This is a genomic window from Prevotella lacticifex (genome assembly GCF_019973375.1).
GTDB classification, from domain to species: domain Bacteria; phylum Bacteroidota; class Bacteroidia; order Bacteroidales; family Bacteroidaceae; genus Prevotella; species Prevotella lacticifex.
In genome coordinates, this window is the sequence record NZ_BPTV01000001.1 from 162,170 (window position 1) to 179,732 (window position 17,563).

At 54.0% G+C, this 17,563-nt stretch carries 12 protein-coding genes and 1 tRNA gene; 8 read left to right on the forward strand and 5 right to left on the reverse strand.

Annotation, left to right across the window (positions count from 1 at the left end; translation table 11 throughout):
• Window positions 1-11 precede the first annotated feature (11 nt).
• The 3 genes from LDN30_RS00635 to LDN30_RS00645 are packed head-to-tail and all read right to left on the reverse strand — an operon-like array spanning window position 12 to window position 3,089.
• A complete protein-coding gene (locus LDN30_RS00635) occupies window positions 12-1,100 on the reverse strand; it encodes a transposase (RefSeq protein WP_223928430.1) in 1,089 nt (362 codons plus the stop codon).
• Window positions 1,090-1,488 (reverse strand): ISAon1 family transposase N-terminal region protein, encoded by a 399-nt coding sequence (locus LDN30_RS00640; RefSeq protein ID WP_223926852.1) that lies wholly within the window; start codon window positions 1,486-1,488, stop codon window positions 1,090-1,092. Before LDN30_RS00640 ends, LDN30_RS00635 begins: the two co-directional genes overlap by 11 nt.
• Before the next feature lie 29 nt (window positions 1,489-1,517).
• Window positions 1,518-3,089, reverse strand: a complete 1,572-nt coding sequence (locus tag LDN30_RS00645) for an AAA domain-containing protein (RefSeq protein ID WP_373316482.1) — start codon at window positions 3,087-3,089, stop codon at window positions 1,518-1,520.
• Between the two features lie 79 nt (window positions 3,090-3,168).
• On the opposite strand from LDN30_RS00645, the gene LDN30_RS00650 reads away from it, so the two are divergent.
• Window positions 3,169-3,867, forward strand: a complete 699-nt coding sequence (locus tag LDN30_RS00650; RefSeq protein ID WP_223928431.1) for an ABC transporter ATP-binding protein — start codon at window positions 3,169-3,171, stop codon at window positions 3,865-3,867.
• A 293-nt stretch (window positions 3,868-4,160) separates the two neighbouring features.
• A tRNA-Arg gene (locus LDN30_RS00655) sits at window positions 4,161-4,232 on the forward strand.
• Between the two features lie 232 nt (window positions 4,233-4,464).
• Here the strand turns inward: LDN30_RS00655 and LDN30_RS00660 are convergent.
• Both LDN30_RS00660 and prmC read right to left on the reverse strand, forming a co-directional pair.
• Entirely contained in the window at window positions 4,465-4,608 is a 144-nt protein-coding gene (locus LDN30_RS00660) for a hypothetical protein (RefSeq protein WP_223926683.1), read from the reverse strand.
• 62 nt (window positions 4,609-4,670) lie between these two features.
• Window positions 4,671-5,537, reverse strand: a complete 867-nt coding sequence (prmC, locus tag LDN30_RS00665) for a peptide chain release factor N(5)-glutamine methyltransferase (RefSeq protein ID WP_223928432.1) — start codon at window positions 5,535-5,537, stop codon at window positions 4,671-4,673.
• 113 nt (window positions 5,538-5,650) lie between these two features.
• Between prmC and ribD the strand changes: the two genes are divergently transcribed.
• The 6 genes from ribD (at window position 5,651) to metG (ending at window position 17,540) form a co-directional block, all read left to right on the forward strand.
• The gene (gene ribD / locus LDN30_RS00670; RefSeq protein WP_223928433.1) at window positions 5,651-6,631 is read left to right on the forward strand and encodes a bifunctional diaminohydroxyphosphoribosylaminopyrimidine deaminase/5-amino-6-(5-phosphoribosylamino)uracil reductase RibD; all 981 of its coding nucleotides are present in this window, start codon (window positions 5,651-5,653) and stop codon (window positions 6,629-6,631) included.
• Between the two features lie 16 nt (window positions 6,632-6,647).
• A complete protein-coding gene (locus LDN30_RS00675) occupies window positions 6,648-10,574 on the forward strand; it encodes an ATP-binding protein (RefSeq protein WP_223928434.1) in 3,927 nt (1,308 codons plus the stop codon).
• A 248-nt stretch (window positions 10,575-10,822) separates the two neighbouring features.
• A complete protein-coding gene (locus LDN30_RS00680) occupies window positions 10,823-13,639 on the forward strand; it encodes a M16 family metallopeptidase (RefSeq protein ID WP_223928435.1) in 2,817 nt (938 codons plus the stop codon).
• Window positions 13,640-14,102: 463 nt separating this feature from the next.
• A complete protein-coding gene (locus LDN30_RS00685) occupies window positions 14,103-14,732 on the forward strand; it encodes a hypothetical protein (RefSeq protein ID WP_223928436.1) in 630 nt (209 codons plus the stop codon).
• Window positions 14,729-15,463: an N-acetylmuramoyl-L-alanine amidase gene (locus LDN30_RS00690; protein WP_223928437.1), complete on the forward strand. Its 735-nt coding sequence runs from the start codon at window positions 14,729-14,731 to the stop codon at window positions 15,461-15,463. Before LDN30_RS00685 ends, LDN30_RS00690 begins: the two co-directional genes overlap by 4 nt.
• 4 nt (window positions 15,464-15,467) lie before the next feature.
• Complete coding sequence (gene metG, locus LDN30_RS00695) at window positions 15,468-17,540, forward strand: methionine--tRNA ligase (RefSeq protein WP_223928438.1); 2,073 nt, start codon at window positions 15,468-15,470, stop codon at window positions 17,538-17,540.
• Window positions 17,541-17,563 lie beyond the last annotated feature (23 nt).

A 17,563-nucleotide genomic window follows, 5' to 3' on the forward strand; every position in this document is an offset into this window, starting at 1 on the left:
GATGCCGCTGCCTAACCAAAGACGGTAATACATCTATAGAAAAAGAAGGGTATATCCCTTATCCCCTTCAGGCATGACCTGAAGGCTTTCATCTTGGAGTTGAGCGATTCTGCAGAAGCATTAGTGTCTCTGTTGATAAAGTAATTGAGTATCTCGTCCTCGTAGTGCTGGATAGACTGTTTTACGGATTTGATTTCTCTAAGGGTAGATTTGGTGACCTTCTTGTACCATCCTTCAAGCGCTTTCTTCGCAGTCGCCTTGGTGTTAGACTTCGTACGGAAGATTGCTCTGAGATCGTTTATCAGCCAATACGCCTCCTTCAGTTTCGGGAAAAGCCGGAACAGAATTCTTGCCCTCTTCTTCTGGTTTATGCTCCAGTCGCCATAGCATCTGCCCAGTTGCTTCTTGCACCGGGTCAGAGCTTCTACCAAGGTCTCTCCATTGCTCAGCCTCTTGGGCTCAAACCTTGTATTCAGCCGCATTGGCTTGCGGCCTCGGCGCTTACCCTTGCATCGCTTCTTACCTTGCTTTTTCCTGCTGTTACGATAGTACTTGCGTTGCTTGGCGAGTTGTTCCAGGTGTTTCTTGAACTCTGCCTTCTGGCGGTTTACATCCTTGACAGCTTCCCGCTTGTATTTCATGCGCAGTTCCTCGATCCCTTCACCACCTCGTTTCATGACATGGAAGCAGTCGCGTACCACCATGGCATTAGGGAAGGCCATTCTCACGATAGAGCGCATGCTGTCGCTCAGGTCCATGGAGACCAGCCCTACCGCTTCCCGATCCTTTTGCGGCATCTTTCTCAGGGCTTTGGCAACTGTCTCGGGGTCGGTGCCCTTGACAATAGCAACGATGGCGCCCTTCTTGCCATGCGCATCCTTGTTGTGGAGAATCGTGTACACCTCATGCCCGAACTCAGACTCGTCAATACCGAGCCTCGGGCCGAGGTTCTTGGCGATAAGTATTCCATCATCGACATTCTCTTTCTTAACCCAAGTGGGAAAATCGCTCAAAGTATCCTTGTAGGCACGCGCAAAAGTGTTGCCCTGGATCATGTAAGTCCAGCTCAGGCTCTTGGCCGTCACTGGCTCATTGTCCATCCGCTCTCTTTAAAAAAAGCGCCAGCTCCTTGGAGTATGACGTACCTTCGCAGACTATCTTCGCTGCCTCTTCCAGAGGAAATGAGACACTCTTACCATCAGCTGTAAGCCAGCGCCGACGACGCACATGAAGTATCGTCTTGCGGTTGCGAACAGGGAAGTCGTATATCATCCTCTCTTCACCGAAGCCGTTTGACTTGACGCCATCAAAGCCCTCTGGACGATTGTCCTTCTCATCAAGATATATGTGAAGCTCGGTCTTGTAAAGCTTCCCGTGATCTTTGGCTGGCTGCTCGTTGAAGTCCACCACGTCAAAGTAGTTAGTCACGCCCTCGGGGAGGATATATATCGCTAAACCTTTGTAGAAGTCTATCTTTTCTTGTTCCATGACCGCAAAGGTAAGCAAAAAAAATAGTTTTAGCACGCTATCATATCAAGTTCTTTGGTTAGGCAGCGGCATCCGTCCGCCACGGACAATCCCCCTTGGGCCGTTATGCGGGCCTCCTCCTTGTTGATACGGCCGAAGCTCTCGCCGACGAAACTCTCGTTAACGTTTTGTACGTCAACCCACTGCATGGGCACATCGTAGTCGAGGATGCCGCGGTACCTTATCTGCGGGGCACTCTCCACCTGTCCGTCGTAGAACCAGTCGGACGAGAACCGCATAATCTCGTCGTTCATACGGTATTGCACCTTCAGGAGGGTGACCACCTCGGGCTTGTTCTCGACGATACGCTCCATGAGCGTCTTGCCGAGGCCGGCTCTCATGGCGGCAACGCTCTTCACCGTCGGTGGCAGCTGGCAGTGGTCGCCGGCGAGGATGACCCTCGTACAGCGCTTCATAGGTATCCAGCACGCGGCTTCAAGGGCCTGGGCGGCCTCGTCGATGAACAGTGTGCCGAACTTCTGGCCTTCCATAATCCGGCTGTTGGAGCCTACAAGGGTGGAGGCGATGACGCGGGCCCGTCCGAAGAGGTCGGCGTTGATGCGAATCTCCAATTCCGTGGCCCTCGCCTTGAGACGCTCCATCTTCTGGTGGAAGCTCTCAGAGCCCTTGCGGCGTGCCGACCGCAACTGTCTGATAGCCTTACGTATAGCCCACAGCTGCGGATAGTCGGCATGAGCCTCAAACTGTCGCTCGTAGGTGAAGCCAAGCATCTTGTCGTTGACACGGGTTGGATTGCCGATGCGCAGGACGTTGATGCCACGGTCGACGAGTTTTTCGGCTATCCAGTCGACGGCCATATTGCTCTGAGCGCAGACAAGCACCTGACTCTCGCGCATAAGGGTTTCGTTGATGGCCTCAACGAGAGTGGTGGTCTTTCCGGTGCCGGGAGGACCGTGGACGATGGCCACATCCTTGGCCCACAGCACCTCATTGACGGCGCGTTCCTGGGTGGGGTTGAGCCAGGGGAAGCGCATCGGGGCAAAGGTAAACTTCCGGGCTTTCTGGTGTGAGTAGAAAAGGTCGCGGAGATAAGCTAAGCGGTTGCCCTTGGCAGCTATCACACGGTCGAGGGCATCGAACATCATCCGATAGCCGGTCTCGTCGAACGACAACTGAACACCGACGGGAACATCGGCCGACTGGAGGTCGAGGAGGGGCGCTGAGTCGGGGACGATGATGACCATCCGGTCGCCGTCGACGTAAGAGACGGTGCCCGTGAAGTTGAAATATTTTATGCCCGTGGCACTCTTAGCCCCCTGTGGCACTGCGCCGTCCTGCATTCTGAAGAACATCACAGGCTTGCCAAACTCGAAATTGTGCTCGATGTCCTGGTCGGCGGTGCGGAACACCTCGATGGCGAGCTGATTCATACTGTTGTAGAAGCGCTTGCCAACACGCAGCGGATACCAGGCATCGCCACGCTTGACCTTGCGCGCCATGCCCGTCGACTCGGTCTGGCGGCGGAAGGTCTCCTTCTCGGCATAGTACTCCATCTGGAGCAGCAGCCGCTGTCGTTGTAATGATTGAATCGGTGTCTCCATAAATCATCTGCAAAAGTAAGAATTTAAAATGACATAGTGCCGTCTTCTCGTTTTAATTTAATAATTTTGCACAATGATAATGGATATAAGGTTAGACAATCTTTCAATAGGCTACGGCCATGGCGCACCGTTAGCCTCGGCAATCAACGCCGTGGTGCACGGTGGCGAGCTGACATGCGTGATAGGACGCAACGGCACCGGCAAGTCGACACTGCTGAAGACGCTGACGGGCTTCATACCAGCAATGGCGGGGCGGGTGGTCGTCGGCGGACGCTGTCTGTCGGCATTATCGCAGCGCGAGCGGTCGCGGACGGTAAGCGTGGTGCTCACAGCAACACCGGATGTCGAGAATGTCACTGCCGGCGAGATGGTGGCTATGGGACGGATGCCGTGGACGGGATTCTGGGGACGACTGTCGGCTGCCGACCGCATCATCGTCGACAGGGCGATGGCGATGGCGGGAGTAGAAACTCTCGCTGACCGTACGACGCGGACGCTATCTGACGGTGAGCGACAGAAGGTAATGATAGCGAGGGCATTAGCCCAGCAGACACCGGTGATGGTCCTCGACGAGCCCACGGCTTTCCTCGACTATACGGCGAAGGCTGAGACGATGAGTCTCCTCCGTCAACTGGCCCACGACGAGAAAAAGGCGATAATAATGTCCACCCACGACCTTGGCCTCTGCGTCAGCCATGCCGACCGCTTCCTCCTCTTGGACAGTGGTTCCCTCAAAGAGGTTACAAAGGAGGAGGTCGAAAGTATCATCAAGGAGTAGAATGTCACCTACGGCCACCACGATTGTCAACGGCCCCCACGATTGCTATGACCTGACTGACTGGCGGCTTACCAGTGTCCATCCAATGCCGCCTTGCCGCCTGCGATTGCCTACAGGCCCCTTAGCCAAGGGAGTTCTTCCTTCCAGCAGCAAAAAATCTTTTTTCAATCGCCGACGGTGCCGCAATTCTGCGTCAATTTCGAGTTAAATAAATTGTTAAAAGAGCTCGAAAATTTGGATTTGCCCAAAAAATTTTGTATCTTTGCATTCGCTATTCGTCAGCGTAAGACGATGCTCTGATAGTTCAATGGATAGAACGGAGGTTTCCTAAACCTTTGATCCGGGTTCGATTCCCGGTCGGAGTACCCGGAAGAGGGGGAGATGGCAGGATTTTTGCTGCCACATCTCTTCGTTATTATTTATCACCCTTGACGAACCACCCTACGCGCATTATCCTACAGCCATAAATAAGCGACGGGCATAACCGGCGCTACGACTGCATTGGTCGGCTACGCATAGCGGAGGAATATGCAGTCGATGCTGAACGACAGCCAACGGTCCAAAGACTGAAGGTCCACTGCGCAGGAGCGGACTACACTATGGTTCGGAGAGGTAGCCCTTTACGAACAGGTCGTAGGCTACTGCCTCAAGCTCGGAGAGGCGCATGGTCTCGACAGCATGCTCAATCTTCTTTATCAGCATGTCGCGTTTATATTCTTCGGTATCGGTAAGCTTTTCCATATTTTGTCTGATAGTATGTTGATATACGAGATGATACTTTTTGCCGACAGCTATTCCACTGTCTAAAGGGTTGAGACCACAAACCGGCTCATGCCGAACTGGTCCTTCCTAACGGTAGCACTGCTGAAGCCACGTTCACGGAGCATGGATGCCACATCGTCGGCATAGAGGGCGTTGACCTCGAAGTACAGCCCACCGCCCTTGCGCAGACTGCGGAGGGCATAGGAGGCTATGGCCGAATAGAACCGCAGAGGATCGTCGTCGGGAACGAAGAGGGCCAGTCCGGGCTCATGGTTGACAACATTGTCGGCCATCGTAGGCCGTTCCTTACAGCAGATATAAGGCGGATTGCTCACGATAACGTCGTAAGCGGCATCGCCACCTGCCGGCAGTGCGTCGGCATCGAGGATGTCGCGAAGTCTGAAATCGACGGAGGCATGGAGCCGGCGGGCATTATCGCGGGCCGTGAGCAGAGCATCGCCGGAGATGTCCCACGCCTCGACAGCGCTGTTGGGGATGTCGAGGGACAGCGTCACGGCTATGCAGCCGCTGCCGGTACCCACGTCGAGGATGCGCAGGGGCACTGGGGGCTCGAGACAGCAGAACGGACGGTCGTGGTCAGCAACTATCATCGAGCACAGCTCGGCAGTCTCGGGACGAGGGATAAGCACCGACGGATTGACCGCAAAACGGTGTCCGGCGAACCATTCGAAGCCGAGAACATACTGTACAGGTGTTCCTGACTGTATTTCTTTTAACTTTTCTTCGATTAGCTGTTGGCTCTCTGCGGATAATTCAGTAACTTTGCCGCCGACAATATCGGTCAGCGACATATCGAAGAGGCCGTCGAGCAGCACACGCACCACAGCCTGAGCTTCACGGGGGTCATACTTCGGCACAAGCTTGTGCCATAGTTCCTGGTAAGTCATAACGACCGCAAAAGTACAATTTATTTTCCATACGCACACGACAGAGGCGACAGAAAATTCGCATTACTGCCATTTACGTATGACAACATCGAACAACAACCTTTCTATTGGGGATGAAAGAGACTGACGAACAATTCATGCGGCGCTGCATACAGATAGCCCGCAACGGCCTGCTGAAGGCGAAGCCGAACCCATCGGTGGGTGCGGTGATCGTCGATGCCGGCGGAAAGATTATCGGCGAGGGCTACACATCGGCTTTCGGCGGACCGCACGCCGAGGTCAACGCCTTCGCATCGGTGCGTCCTGAGGACGAGGCTCTGCTTCGCGGGGCCACCATCTACGTCTCGCTGGAACCTTGTTCGCACTGGGGAAAGACTCCCCCGTGCTGCGACCTCATCATCAGGAAAGGTGTCCGCAGGGTTGTCTGCGGATGTGTCGACCCCTTCGCGAAGGTGCAGGGGCGCGGCATACAGCGTATCCGTGAGGCCGGCATTGAGGTGACCGTGGGCGTCTTAGAGAAGGAATGCAGAGAATCGAACAAGCGGTTCTTCGTTTTCAACACCCTACACCGACCATATATCCTGCTGAAATGGGCACAGTCGGCCGACGGATTCATCGACGATCACTACCAGCCAACTCTCTTCTCCACACCATTCACGCAGATGCTGGCGCATAAGCTGAGGGCCGAGAACGACGCAATACTCGTCGGCAGGGTTACCATGATGAAGGACAAGCCGCGGCTCAACGTCAGAGAATGGACGGGCCACGACCCGCAGCGAATTACCCTCACGCACCACGAAGAGGGCCCAGAACTCTTAGAATACTGCTACGGAGATGGATGGAAAGCCTTCTGCGACATCGACGAGGCCCTCGACTGGATGTACAACAAAGATCTGCAGTCGCTGATAGTGGAAGGAGGAGCGGCAACGATAAACAGCTTCATAGCCCGCGGACTGTGGGACGAGATACGGGTGGAGACGGCTCCGAAACTCGTCGGCGACGGCACACAGGCTCCGAAGATTCCCGACGGGGCCGTGGAGAAGTGCCGCGACGTGTTCGACGGCAACAGTATAGCGTACTACACAAGACCTTAAAGCATCAACACAGACAATGAATACAGCAGTACGAGAGAATAAGCATGGAGTCTTCAGGCGGTTTATAATGGCGCTAAGCCTTACCATCATGACAGCCGTAAGTGGACTGGCGCAGATGAAAGGGCTGCTACACTTCGATAATTTCACTACAAACAACAAAAGTGTCTACGCTTGCTACCGCGACGCCGACGGCATACTGTGGATGGGAACATCGCAGGGATTGATGACCTATGCGCAGCTGCAAGGCCAATTCTCGTTATATAATAGGTATGGCGATGCTCTTAACAATGTCATCAATGGCATCAACCAGGACAATACCGGACGGCTGTGGCTCATGACCCAGGCCTCACGATATATCGTTTACAACCCACGCACCAACGAGTGTATCGACGACATGGAGACTTACTTACGGAAGATGGGTATCAACGTGAGCTATCAGTTCTACACATATATCGACAACCAGGGGTGCGTGTGGATTTATAAGGACAACAAAGTATACTGCAAAGACTTCAAGACGGGAGCCATGAGGCGGTTGGCACTGCCCTACTCTACGGGTGCCGTGGTGAAGATGATCGACGACGGCAGGAAGATGACAATCATCACCCGCGATGCCGTTTACCAGCTCATTGGCAATAAGTTAAGCAGAAAGGAGTCGACACCGGAGCCTATAACAAAATTCGAGATATACCTTACCATCGATAAAGGAGGTAACCTGTGGATGGCGGCGAACATGAAGCTCTTCCGCTATTCGGCCTCAACACACACCTGGACAGCCTTCCCGGAGGTGAAACCCGACATCACCGGTATGCTCAGTCTGCCAAACGGCGACATGTGCGTGTCGACGACAAACAACGGCCTTTTCGTTTTCGGCCCGCAAGGACACCTCAAGAATAATATTCTACAGACGGCCCCGAACCGCGACGGACTCATGAACAGCCATCTGCAGGCCATATACTACGACCCGCCTACGGCCTCGTTGCTCATCAGCTACCATAAGACCGGCATGTCACTATGGACAGGACAGAACGCCAACGGAATAAAAAAAGTGTACATACAGTCGCCCGAACACGACTATATCGTTGAGGATGTAATCAGTTTCGACTTCTTAGGACAGAACCTCATAGCAGGAACGGAGGACGACGGTATCTATGCTATCAGTCCCGACGGGTCGTTGGTGTATAATAAATATGCCGGGCACGCCGTCACCGCCATCATGCACGACAGTGAGGGGAAGCTGTGGACGGGTATGTACCATGGCGGACTGGTATGCGACGACGGTCGGACATTCTTCGCGGGAATGTCGCCTTACAAGATTATCCAACCAAAGGAGAACCCCGGGAAGTTCTTCGTCATACTCAACGGCATGGGAATGAAGGCACTCGACCCAGTGACGGGAAAGGCCGACAGCATTCCCACCGACAACCCCTGGATTATGGATATGGTGGAAACAGGTGGGAAGATTTATTGCGCCACACCGAAATATCTGTATATCATCAACACTGCGACACTGAAGACGGACACCATTCCCGTGTCGAAATTTCCCAATTCGGGAATAAGCAACGGCACCAAAGCCCTGACAGCCGACAGCCGGGGATGGGTGTGGATAGTCAACTACAAGAGCAATACGCCCGTCGACATCTACGATACGCATACGGGGCGCATCATGCAGGTACCGCGTCTCAACATCTACGACGTCAAAGGCATCGTCGAGGATAGTGATGGCAATATGTGGTGTACTACCGACCGGGGAATAATCTGTGTCAGGGTGACCGACAAGAACGCCCCTGCATTCATACTGACACTCTTTCCCGACCAGGCACTGTATAACGACCGCGCCATCAAACTGTTACCCGACGGACGAATTGTGGCCGGCACAACCGACGGCTACGAGCTTTTCAACCCGAAGAATCTGTTCAGCAGTGTCAAGGAGACGGCCAAAGACTGTCCACTGATACTCGCTTCAATACAAATCAACGGCAATAATATCACTCCCAACGACTCACTGAAAGGCCGCAGGCTAATATCTTCCGACCTGCCCTACGTTCATGAACTTAACCTGAAATACGGCGAAAACCACGTCACACTCGAGTATCTGCCACGCAATATCGGAATGGACAATAACCGCACATGGCACTACTGCGTCAGCGGTCTGCACGACGGCGACCAGCCACTCATCGGCGGACGGATAACGCTGTCGAACCTCTCGCCGGGAACATACCACATCGAAATCTACGATCCAAACTCAAACCAAGGTAAGAACAGATACAAGGTGATGACCATCCACATCGCCTATCCTTTGTGGTTGTCATGGTGGGCATTCCTCATCTACATCGCCATAGCAGGTGTCGTGACCTACGTCGTATACATTCTCCACCACCGACGCACAGCCTACCGCAATGGAATAAGGAAAATGAAGGAGGAGGCACGGCGCGAGAAGGCCATCGACGATATGAAGATAAACTTCTTCGCAAATGTCAGCCACGACCTGCGCACACCGCTGACGCTCATCATCGCACCAGTGGAGGAGCTCATCGACAAGGCCAGGGACAACGACACGAAGAGTATTCTGATTATGGTGCACAAGAACGCACAACGGCTCTACTCGCTTGTGAACCAGATTCTCGACTTCAGAAAGATTGGTCCCGGCGGACAGAAGTTCCAGCTTAAGACCGTCGACATCGTGGGACTGGTACGCGGTGCCGTCGATACCTTCAGACTGATGGCACGCAGCCAGAACATTGAACTAACGATGTCGTCATCCGACAAAAGCATTCTCACGGCTGTCGACGCCGACAAGATTACGAAGGTGGTAATGAACCTGGTGTCGAACGCATTCAAATTCACACCCGGCGGCGGCAAAGTCAGCGTGGAAGTCAGACGCGACGGAGGAAAGGTGATGATAATCGTAGCCGACACGGGAGAGGGAATTCCACAAGAGAAGCGAAAGATAATCTTCGAACGCGGCTACACATCGGCATCCGAGGAGTACAATACCGAAGGCCAGGGCTTAGGACTGAGCATCGTGAAGAGCTACGTCGACATGCACCACGGAACGATAACGGTGACCGACAACGACCCGCAGGGAGCGGTGTTTACCGTCTGTCTGCCCGATATCCTCACCGATGTCGACACCGGACGGGGCGATATACCCACACCGGCACTGGAGAATCATCCCGCGCCGGAGACGTCCAAGACGCTCCTCCTCGTCGAGGATAACACAGATCTGCTCAACTACATGGTCCACGTGTTGGAGAAGGAATACACCGTATGCCAGGCCATCGATGGCTCCCAGGCCCTCGACATCCTCAAGACAACACATATCGACATCATAGTCAGCGACGTGATGATGGAGGGTATGGACGGAATGGAACTCTGCCGGAGGGTGAAGACCGATATAACCATATCGCACATACCGCTCATCCTGCTCACTGCAAGGGCCCTCGATGCCGACCAGCTCAAGGGATTGCAGTTGGGCGCCGACGACTATATCACCAAACCGTTCAACTTCGAGATTCTCCGTCAGCGCATCCGTAATATCCTCCAGCGCACGGAGAGGGCAAAGGGGATCTTCAAGAATGAAATCGAGGTGAAACCGTCGGCAATAACGGTGACAACCCTCGATGAGGAGTTCATAGCCAAGGCCATAAAGATTGTGGAGGAGAACATGAAGAATGCGGACTTCTCCGTCGACGAACTCGCGGCGGCAATGAACATGCACCGTACGAGCCTCTACAAGAAAATCCTCGCCATCACGGGGCTTACGCCACTGCTCTTCATCCGGTCACTGAAGATGAAACGCGCCCATCAGATGATGAGCCGGGGAGGAGTGAGGGTAGCACAGGTGGCCTTCGAGGTGGGATTCAACTCGCCTAAGATTTTCGCCCGCTACTTCAAGGAGGAATACGGTGTCACTCCTACCGAGTTCATGAGGCAGAATAAATAGCCTCTATAGCTTCCATAGCTTCTATAGCCCATATAGAAACTATGGAAGCTATAGCCTTTATTGAAACTATGGAAGCTATAGCCTATATAGAAAATATATCCTCTATGGCCTCTATAGCTGCTATAGCAACTATAGATTCACTCTTTTACATGTTTTCACACCGTTAATTTGTGAGGTAAATCTTTTTTGTTTACCTTTGTGACTTATATAAAAATGTGAGATCAATTTATAATCATATAACTGGAATTATGCGAATTAAACACTTTCTCGTAGTAGCGTTTATGTTCGTGGCAGCAATGGCTACAGCGCAACAGATGCCGACAATACCCGTCGACAAGAACGTGCGCATCGGCAAGCTGCCAAACGGTCTGACCTACTACATCCGCCACAACGAGTGGCCGGAGCATGTAGCCAACTTCTACATTGCACAGCGTGTAGGCTCCATTCAGGAGAACGAGGACCAGCGTGGTCTGGCCCACTTCCTTGAGCACATGGCCTTCAACGGCTCTGAGCACTTCCCCGACTCCACCCTCCTCGAGTTCACCCGCGGTCTCGGAGTGGAGTTCGGCAGCAACCTCAACGCCTACACGAGCATCGACCAGACGGTATATCGCGTCTGCGACGTGCCGACAAAGCGACAGAGCGCCCTCGACTCCTGCGTGCTCATACTCAAGGACTGGTCGAACGGACTGACCCTCGCAGGAAGTGAGATCGACAAGGAGCGCGGTGTCATCCACCAGGAGTGGCAGTTGCGGTCGTCGGCAGGACAGCGCATCTTCGAGCGCGTGCTGCCCCGTCTCTACCCAGGCAGCAAGTACGGCGTGCGTCTGCCTATCGGACTGATGTCGGTCGTCGACAACTTCAAGTACAAGGAGCTCCGCGACTACTACCACAAGTGGTATCGCCCTGACAACCAAGCCATTATCATAGTGGGCGATGTCGATGTCGACCACATGGAGAACCTCATCAAGGAACTGTGGAAGGATGCCACCGTTCCGGCCAATGCGGCTCAGGTGAAAGAGGAGCCAGTGCCCGATAACGACACAGCCATCTACGTCTTCGACAAGGACAAGGAGATGCCTTACTCGCAGATAAGCATCGCCATGAAGCACGACCCCATGCCCGACGAGATGAAGAGCAATCCTACCTACTACATGATGGACTACATGAAGTCGCTCATCAGCATGATGTTCAACCAGCGGCTGAGAGAGGCCACACTGAAAGCCGACTGTCCGTTCACCTCAGCTTACGGCTACGACGGCGAGTACATATACTCGAAGACCAAGGATGCCTTCCAGATTGAGGCCAACGCCAAGGACGGCCGCGACCTCGACGCCCTGAAAGCCCTCTACCGCGAGGCTCAGCGCGTGCGCCAGTTCGGATTCACCCAGGGCGAGTTCGACCGCTCGAAGGCCGAAATCCTCTCACAGTATGAGGATGCTTACAACAACCGCAACAAGATTCGCAACTCGCAGTTCGGCGATGAATACCGCGACAACTACCTCGACCACGATCCTATCCCGGGCATCGAGTGGGAGTATCAGTTCATCAACCAGATTGCGAATATGCCGCAGCTCGGCCTTGAGACAGTGAACAAGTTCGCCAAGGAGCTCATCACCGATAACGACACCAACCTCGTAGTTACCGACTTCGCCCAGGAGAAGGCCGGCAAGACATATCCCACAGAGGCTGAGATGGCCGATGCCGTCAAGGCTGTGCGCGCCGAGAAGCTCACACCGTATGTCGACAACGCCAAGAACGAGCCTATCGTCGACGAGAAGAAACTCCCGAAGGCCGGGAAAATCAAGTCGGAGAAGGACAACAAACAACTCGGATTCAAGGTGCTCACCCTCTCAAACGGTGCTAAGGTGGTGCTCAAGCACACCGACTTTAAGCAGAACGACATCGTCTTCTACGCCGAGGCCAAGGGCGGAAAGAGTCTCTACGGACCTGCCGACTACCTCAACGTGAAGTACCTCAACAACGCCGTGGCAGCCAGCGGATTCGGCAACTTCAGCAACTCCGAACTGCAGAAGGCCCTCTACGGCAAGCAGGTAAGCATCAGCTCGGGCATCAGCAACTTCTGGCAGACACTAAACGGATCTACCACTCCTAAGGACTTAGAGACCCTCATGCAGCTCGTCTACCTCCGCTTCACCGGAATACAGAAAGACCAGGAGTCATACGACGCAGCCATGCAGCGCACACGTCTGGCCCTCCAGAACAAGGATCTCACCCCGGAGGCCGTCTTCAGCGACTCACTGCAGAACACTATCTACGGTCATAACCCCCGCTTTGCACCTCAGCAGGCCAGCGACCTCGACAAGATCAGCTACGACCGCATGCTCCAGATTTACAAGGAGCGTTTCGCCAACGCCGGACAGTTCACCTTCTACTTCGTCGGCAACTTCGACGAGGCTAAGCTGCGCCCGCTCATCGAGAAGTATATCGCTTGCCTGCCAGCCGGAAAGAAGGAGAACTTCAAGGAGATTACCATCTACCCCGACGGCAACGCAACAAATAAGTTCAGCCGCAAGATGGAGACCCCGAAGGCCATCGCCTTCGACTTCATGCACATGCCGATGGCCTATAACGTCGACAACAGCGTGCTCGCCGACGCTGCCGGTCAGGTACTGTCGATGGTCTACCTCAAGCAGATACGCGAGGATGCCAGCGCAGCTTATTCCGTCGGTGCTTACGGCGGACTGACAATGATAGGCACAAAGAGCATCGCCCTCATGCAGGACTACTGCCCTATGGATCCGAACAAGGTCGACCAGGCCACCGGACTGCTCGTCTCCGGACTGAAGGAGTGCGCCGTGAAAGTCGATGCCGACAAGGTTCAGAAAGTCAAGGAGTTCATGCTCAAGCAGGCCGACGAGGATGCTAAGGACAACAGCCACTGGCTCGACATTCTCAGCACTTACGTCAACTACGGTGTCGACTTCCAGACAGGCTACAAGCAGGCTGTCAACGCTCTCACCCCAGAGCGCATCGCAGCTTACCTCAAGAGTCTGTCGGCTGCCGGCAACCACGCCTCTGTCGTCATGACCCCGCAGAAGTAACACTCTATATCATACCGCAACGAATCCGCTGCCCCCACTCTTCCCCCGCCTCCGGGCCTCAACGAAGAGTGGACGCAGCGGATTTTTTTGTTTGCACGTTCCCCTTAGCTTCCTATCTCAATACCACAAGGGATCTCCTATGACTCCCTACAAATACTATAGTCCCCTATAATTCCCTATAGCTCCCTATCCCAATGCCACAAGGGATCCAGTTTCCTATGGCTTCCTACAAATCCTATAGTCCCCTATAATTCCCTATAGCTCCCTATCCCACTGCCACGAGGGATTGTTTTTTTCTCTCTCACCTCTTCTACAACAGCGCTACGAGGCGACTTATTTCACATTGTAGCAGGAGATAAGTGATATTTTGCAGACAACGATTCCTTATTCTCCCAAATATTCAGTAATTTTGCAACCTAATCCTAATATATTAAGGTAGAGGGTGCAGCGCGGCAAAACAATTATGACGGCTGCAGCGCGCTACACTATAATCCTGAGGCCGGTGACAGAGGCCATGGAGCAAACAACAAAGACTATGAGAAAGATACAGACATTGATGAATGTTGCCGCTGTGGCACTATTCTTAGGAGCCTGCAGCACGACCCAGAAAACGTTTCAAATATCTAAAGGCAGCGGTGTGCCTGTTCATGCTGTCGACACCATACGGGTGACACCCATAGCCGATGTGCTGAGCATCAAGGAGCTCGTAGGCGTCTTTGCCAACGAGAGCGATGCCGATGCTGCCATGTCCAAGTACGGATACAAGATGAAGAAGGGTTACGAGGTGTTCCGCGTCGACAAGTATGACAAGATGTACTATAAGAACTGCCGGCTGGCAAAGATTATCACCGACGGGAAATACGACGATTATCCACGCGCGCTGAAGGCCGGAATATCCAGTTTCGTAGCCGTGAAAGGCGAGAGCATGATGCTCGGCGTGTTCAACAACGCTGCCTATGAGAATCTCGTAAGTCAGGTGAAGATGAACGGGTTCCACCTCGATATGGCCGGCAACGAGGACATCTACACCGACGGCAAGTACTATATTGCCTGCAACAAGAACAATCGTACAATAAGAATACAGAAAGTATGAAGAAAAAGAACATCACTCTTTGTGCCGCCTTCCTCTTTTTGTCGTTGGCAGCCACAGGTTGCAAGCCCCGTCAGACTCCCCGTGTGGATGCTCCGAAGGCCGTAGCCACCGAGGAGAAACAGCAGCCGGCAACAGCCGACACCACCGCTGCTTCAAGCCCGAAAGGACCACAGATAAAGGATATCACATCGCGTGTGACGTGGGGTTACCGCCCTGCCAACCGCACGAAGAACGATGTCGACATTGTCGTCGTACACTCCAACTATCACGTTGTCGACCAGGCAAGGCAGAAGTTCGACTTCAATGTCGACGGGTGCATAAAGCAGTTCCGCGACGGAGGCACCTCGGCCCACTATCTCATCACCCGCGACGGCACCATCCTCAAGATGGTCGACGAGAAGAATGTGGCCTATCATGCCGGTAAGAGTGCCCTGCCCGACGGCAGCCGCCAGTTTCTCAACTCATCGTCGATAGGCATCGAGGTCATAAGCATGAAGCGTAACGGACCCACGGAGGCACAGTACCGCGCCCTCGACGAGCTCATCAAGGACATCTGCTCGCGCTACAACATACGCTATCTTGTGCGCCATTCCGACATCGCCACACCCCACGGGCGCAAGGACGACCCATGGGGAATGGACTGGAAGCGCGTCTGCAAGAGCGTGAAAGCCGAATACCCCAACATCACAACATATAATATTCCGGTAAAGAATAATCCGCAGTTTAAATAATTTTATGACAAAGAATTTCAAACGCACGACCATCACCGCCGCTCTTCCCTATGCCAACGGCGGCGTGCATATCGGGCATCTCGCAGGCGTTTATGTTCCTGCCGACATCTACGCCCGCTATCTCCGACTGAAAAAGGAGGACGTCATCTTCATCGGCGGCAGCGATGAGCACGGAGTGCCAATCACTATCCGCGCCAAGAAGGAAGGTATCACACCGCAGGATGTCTGCGACCGTTACCACAAGATTATCAAAGACTCGTTCAAGGAGTTCGGTATCTCGTTCGACATCTACAGCCGTACCACGTCGCCGACGCACAACAAGCTCGCCAGCGACTTCTTCCGCAAACTCTACGACGACGGCAAGCTCATCGAGAAAGAGTCGGAGCAGCTCTACGACCCCGAGGCCAAGCAGTTTCTCGCCGACCGTTATGTCATGGGCACATGTCCTCACTGCGGCAACCCCAATGCCTACGGCGACCAGTGTGAGAAATGCGGTTCCGACCTCAGTCCGCTTGAGCTCATCAATCCCCACAGCACCATCAGCGGCGCAAAACCCGAGCTCAGGAAGACGAAGAACTGGTATCTGCCTCTGAACCAGTATCAGGACTGGCTCAAGGAGTGGATTCTCGATGGTCATAAGGAGTGGCGGCCGAACGTCTACGGACAGTGCAAGTCGTGGCTCGACATGGACCTGCAACCACGTGCCATGACCCGCGACCTCGACTGGGGAATCCCTGTGCCCGTCGAGGGGGCTGAGGGAAAGGTGCTCTACGTGTGGTTCGACGCACCAATAGGATACATCTCGAACACCAAGGAACTCTGCGATGCAGAGCCGGAGCGTTGGGGTTCATGGGAGAAATGGTGGAAAGACCCTGACACACGCCTCGTCCACTTCATCGGAAAGGACAATATCGTCTTCCACTGCCTTATCTTCCCCGTCATGCTGAAGGCCCACGGCGGCTATATCCTCCCCGACAACGTGCCGGCAAACGAATTCCTCAACCTCGAGAACGACAAGATAAGTACCTCGCGCAACTGGGCTGTGTGGCTCGACGAGTATCTGCGCGACTTCCCCGGCAAGCAGGATGTGCTGCGCTATGTGCTCACAGCCAACGCACCGGAGACGAAGGACAACAACTTCACATGGAAGGATTTCCAGGAGCGCAACAACTCGGAGCTCGTGGCCATCTACGGCAATTTCGTCAACCGTGCCCTCCAACTCACGAAGAAATACTGGAACGGTGTGGTACCGGCTTGTGGCGAGCTGCTCGACGTCGACCGCCAGGCTATCCAGGAGTTCAAGGACGTGAAGGAGAAAGTAGAGCAGTATCTCGACAACTTCAAGTTCCGCGAGGCACAGAAGGAGGCCATGAACCTGGCCCGCATCGGCAACAAATACATCACTGAGTGTGAGCCGTGGAAAGTTTGGAAGACCGATCCGAAACGTGTGGAGACCATTCTGAACATCTCCCTCCAGCTCGTCGCCAACCTCGCCATAGCCTTTGAGCCGTTCCTCCCGTTCAGCTCGAAGAAACTTCGCGAGATGATCAACCTCAAGAACTTCGACTGGGCTGAGCTCGGCAGCACCGACCTTCTCGAGGCCGGACACCAGTTGGCTGAGCCGCAGCTGCTCTTCGAGAAGATTGAGGATGACGCCATCCAGAATCAGCTCGACAAGCTCGCTGCCACAAAGAAGGCCAACGAGGCTGCCGAGGCCGCCAAGGACTATAAGGCTGAGCCTGTAAAGCCTAACATTCCGTTCGACGAGTGGGAGAAACTCGACATCCGCGTGGGACACGTCAAGGCCTGTCAGAAGGTTAAGAAGTCGAACAAGCTCCTTCAGTTCACCATCGACGACGGCAGCGGCACCGACCGCACAATTCTCTCGGGTATCGCCAAGTTCTACAAACCCGAGGACCTCGAGGGCAAGGACGTGCTCTTCATCGCCAACCTTGCACCGCGCAAGATGATGGGCATCGAGAGTCAGGGCATGATTCTGTCGGCTTTGAACTTCGACGGCTCCCTCAGCGTCACCACAACGCTCAGCAGTGTCAAGCCTGGTTCGCAGGTAGGATAAGTCAATAGACACATTATTATATA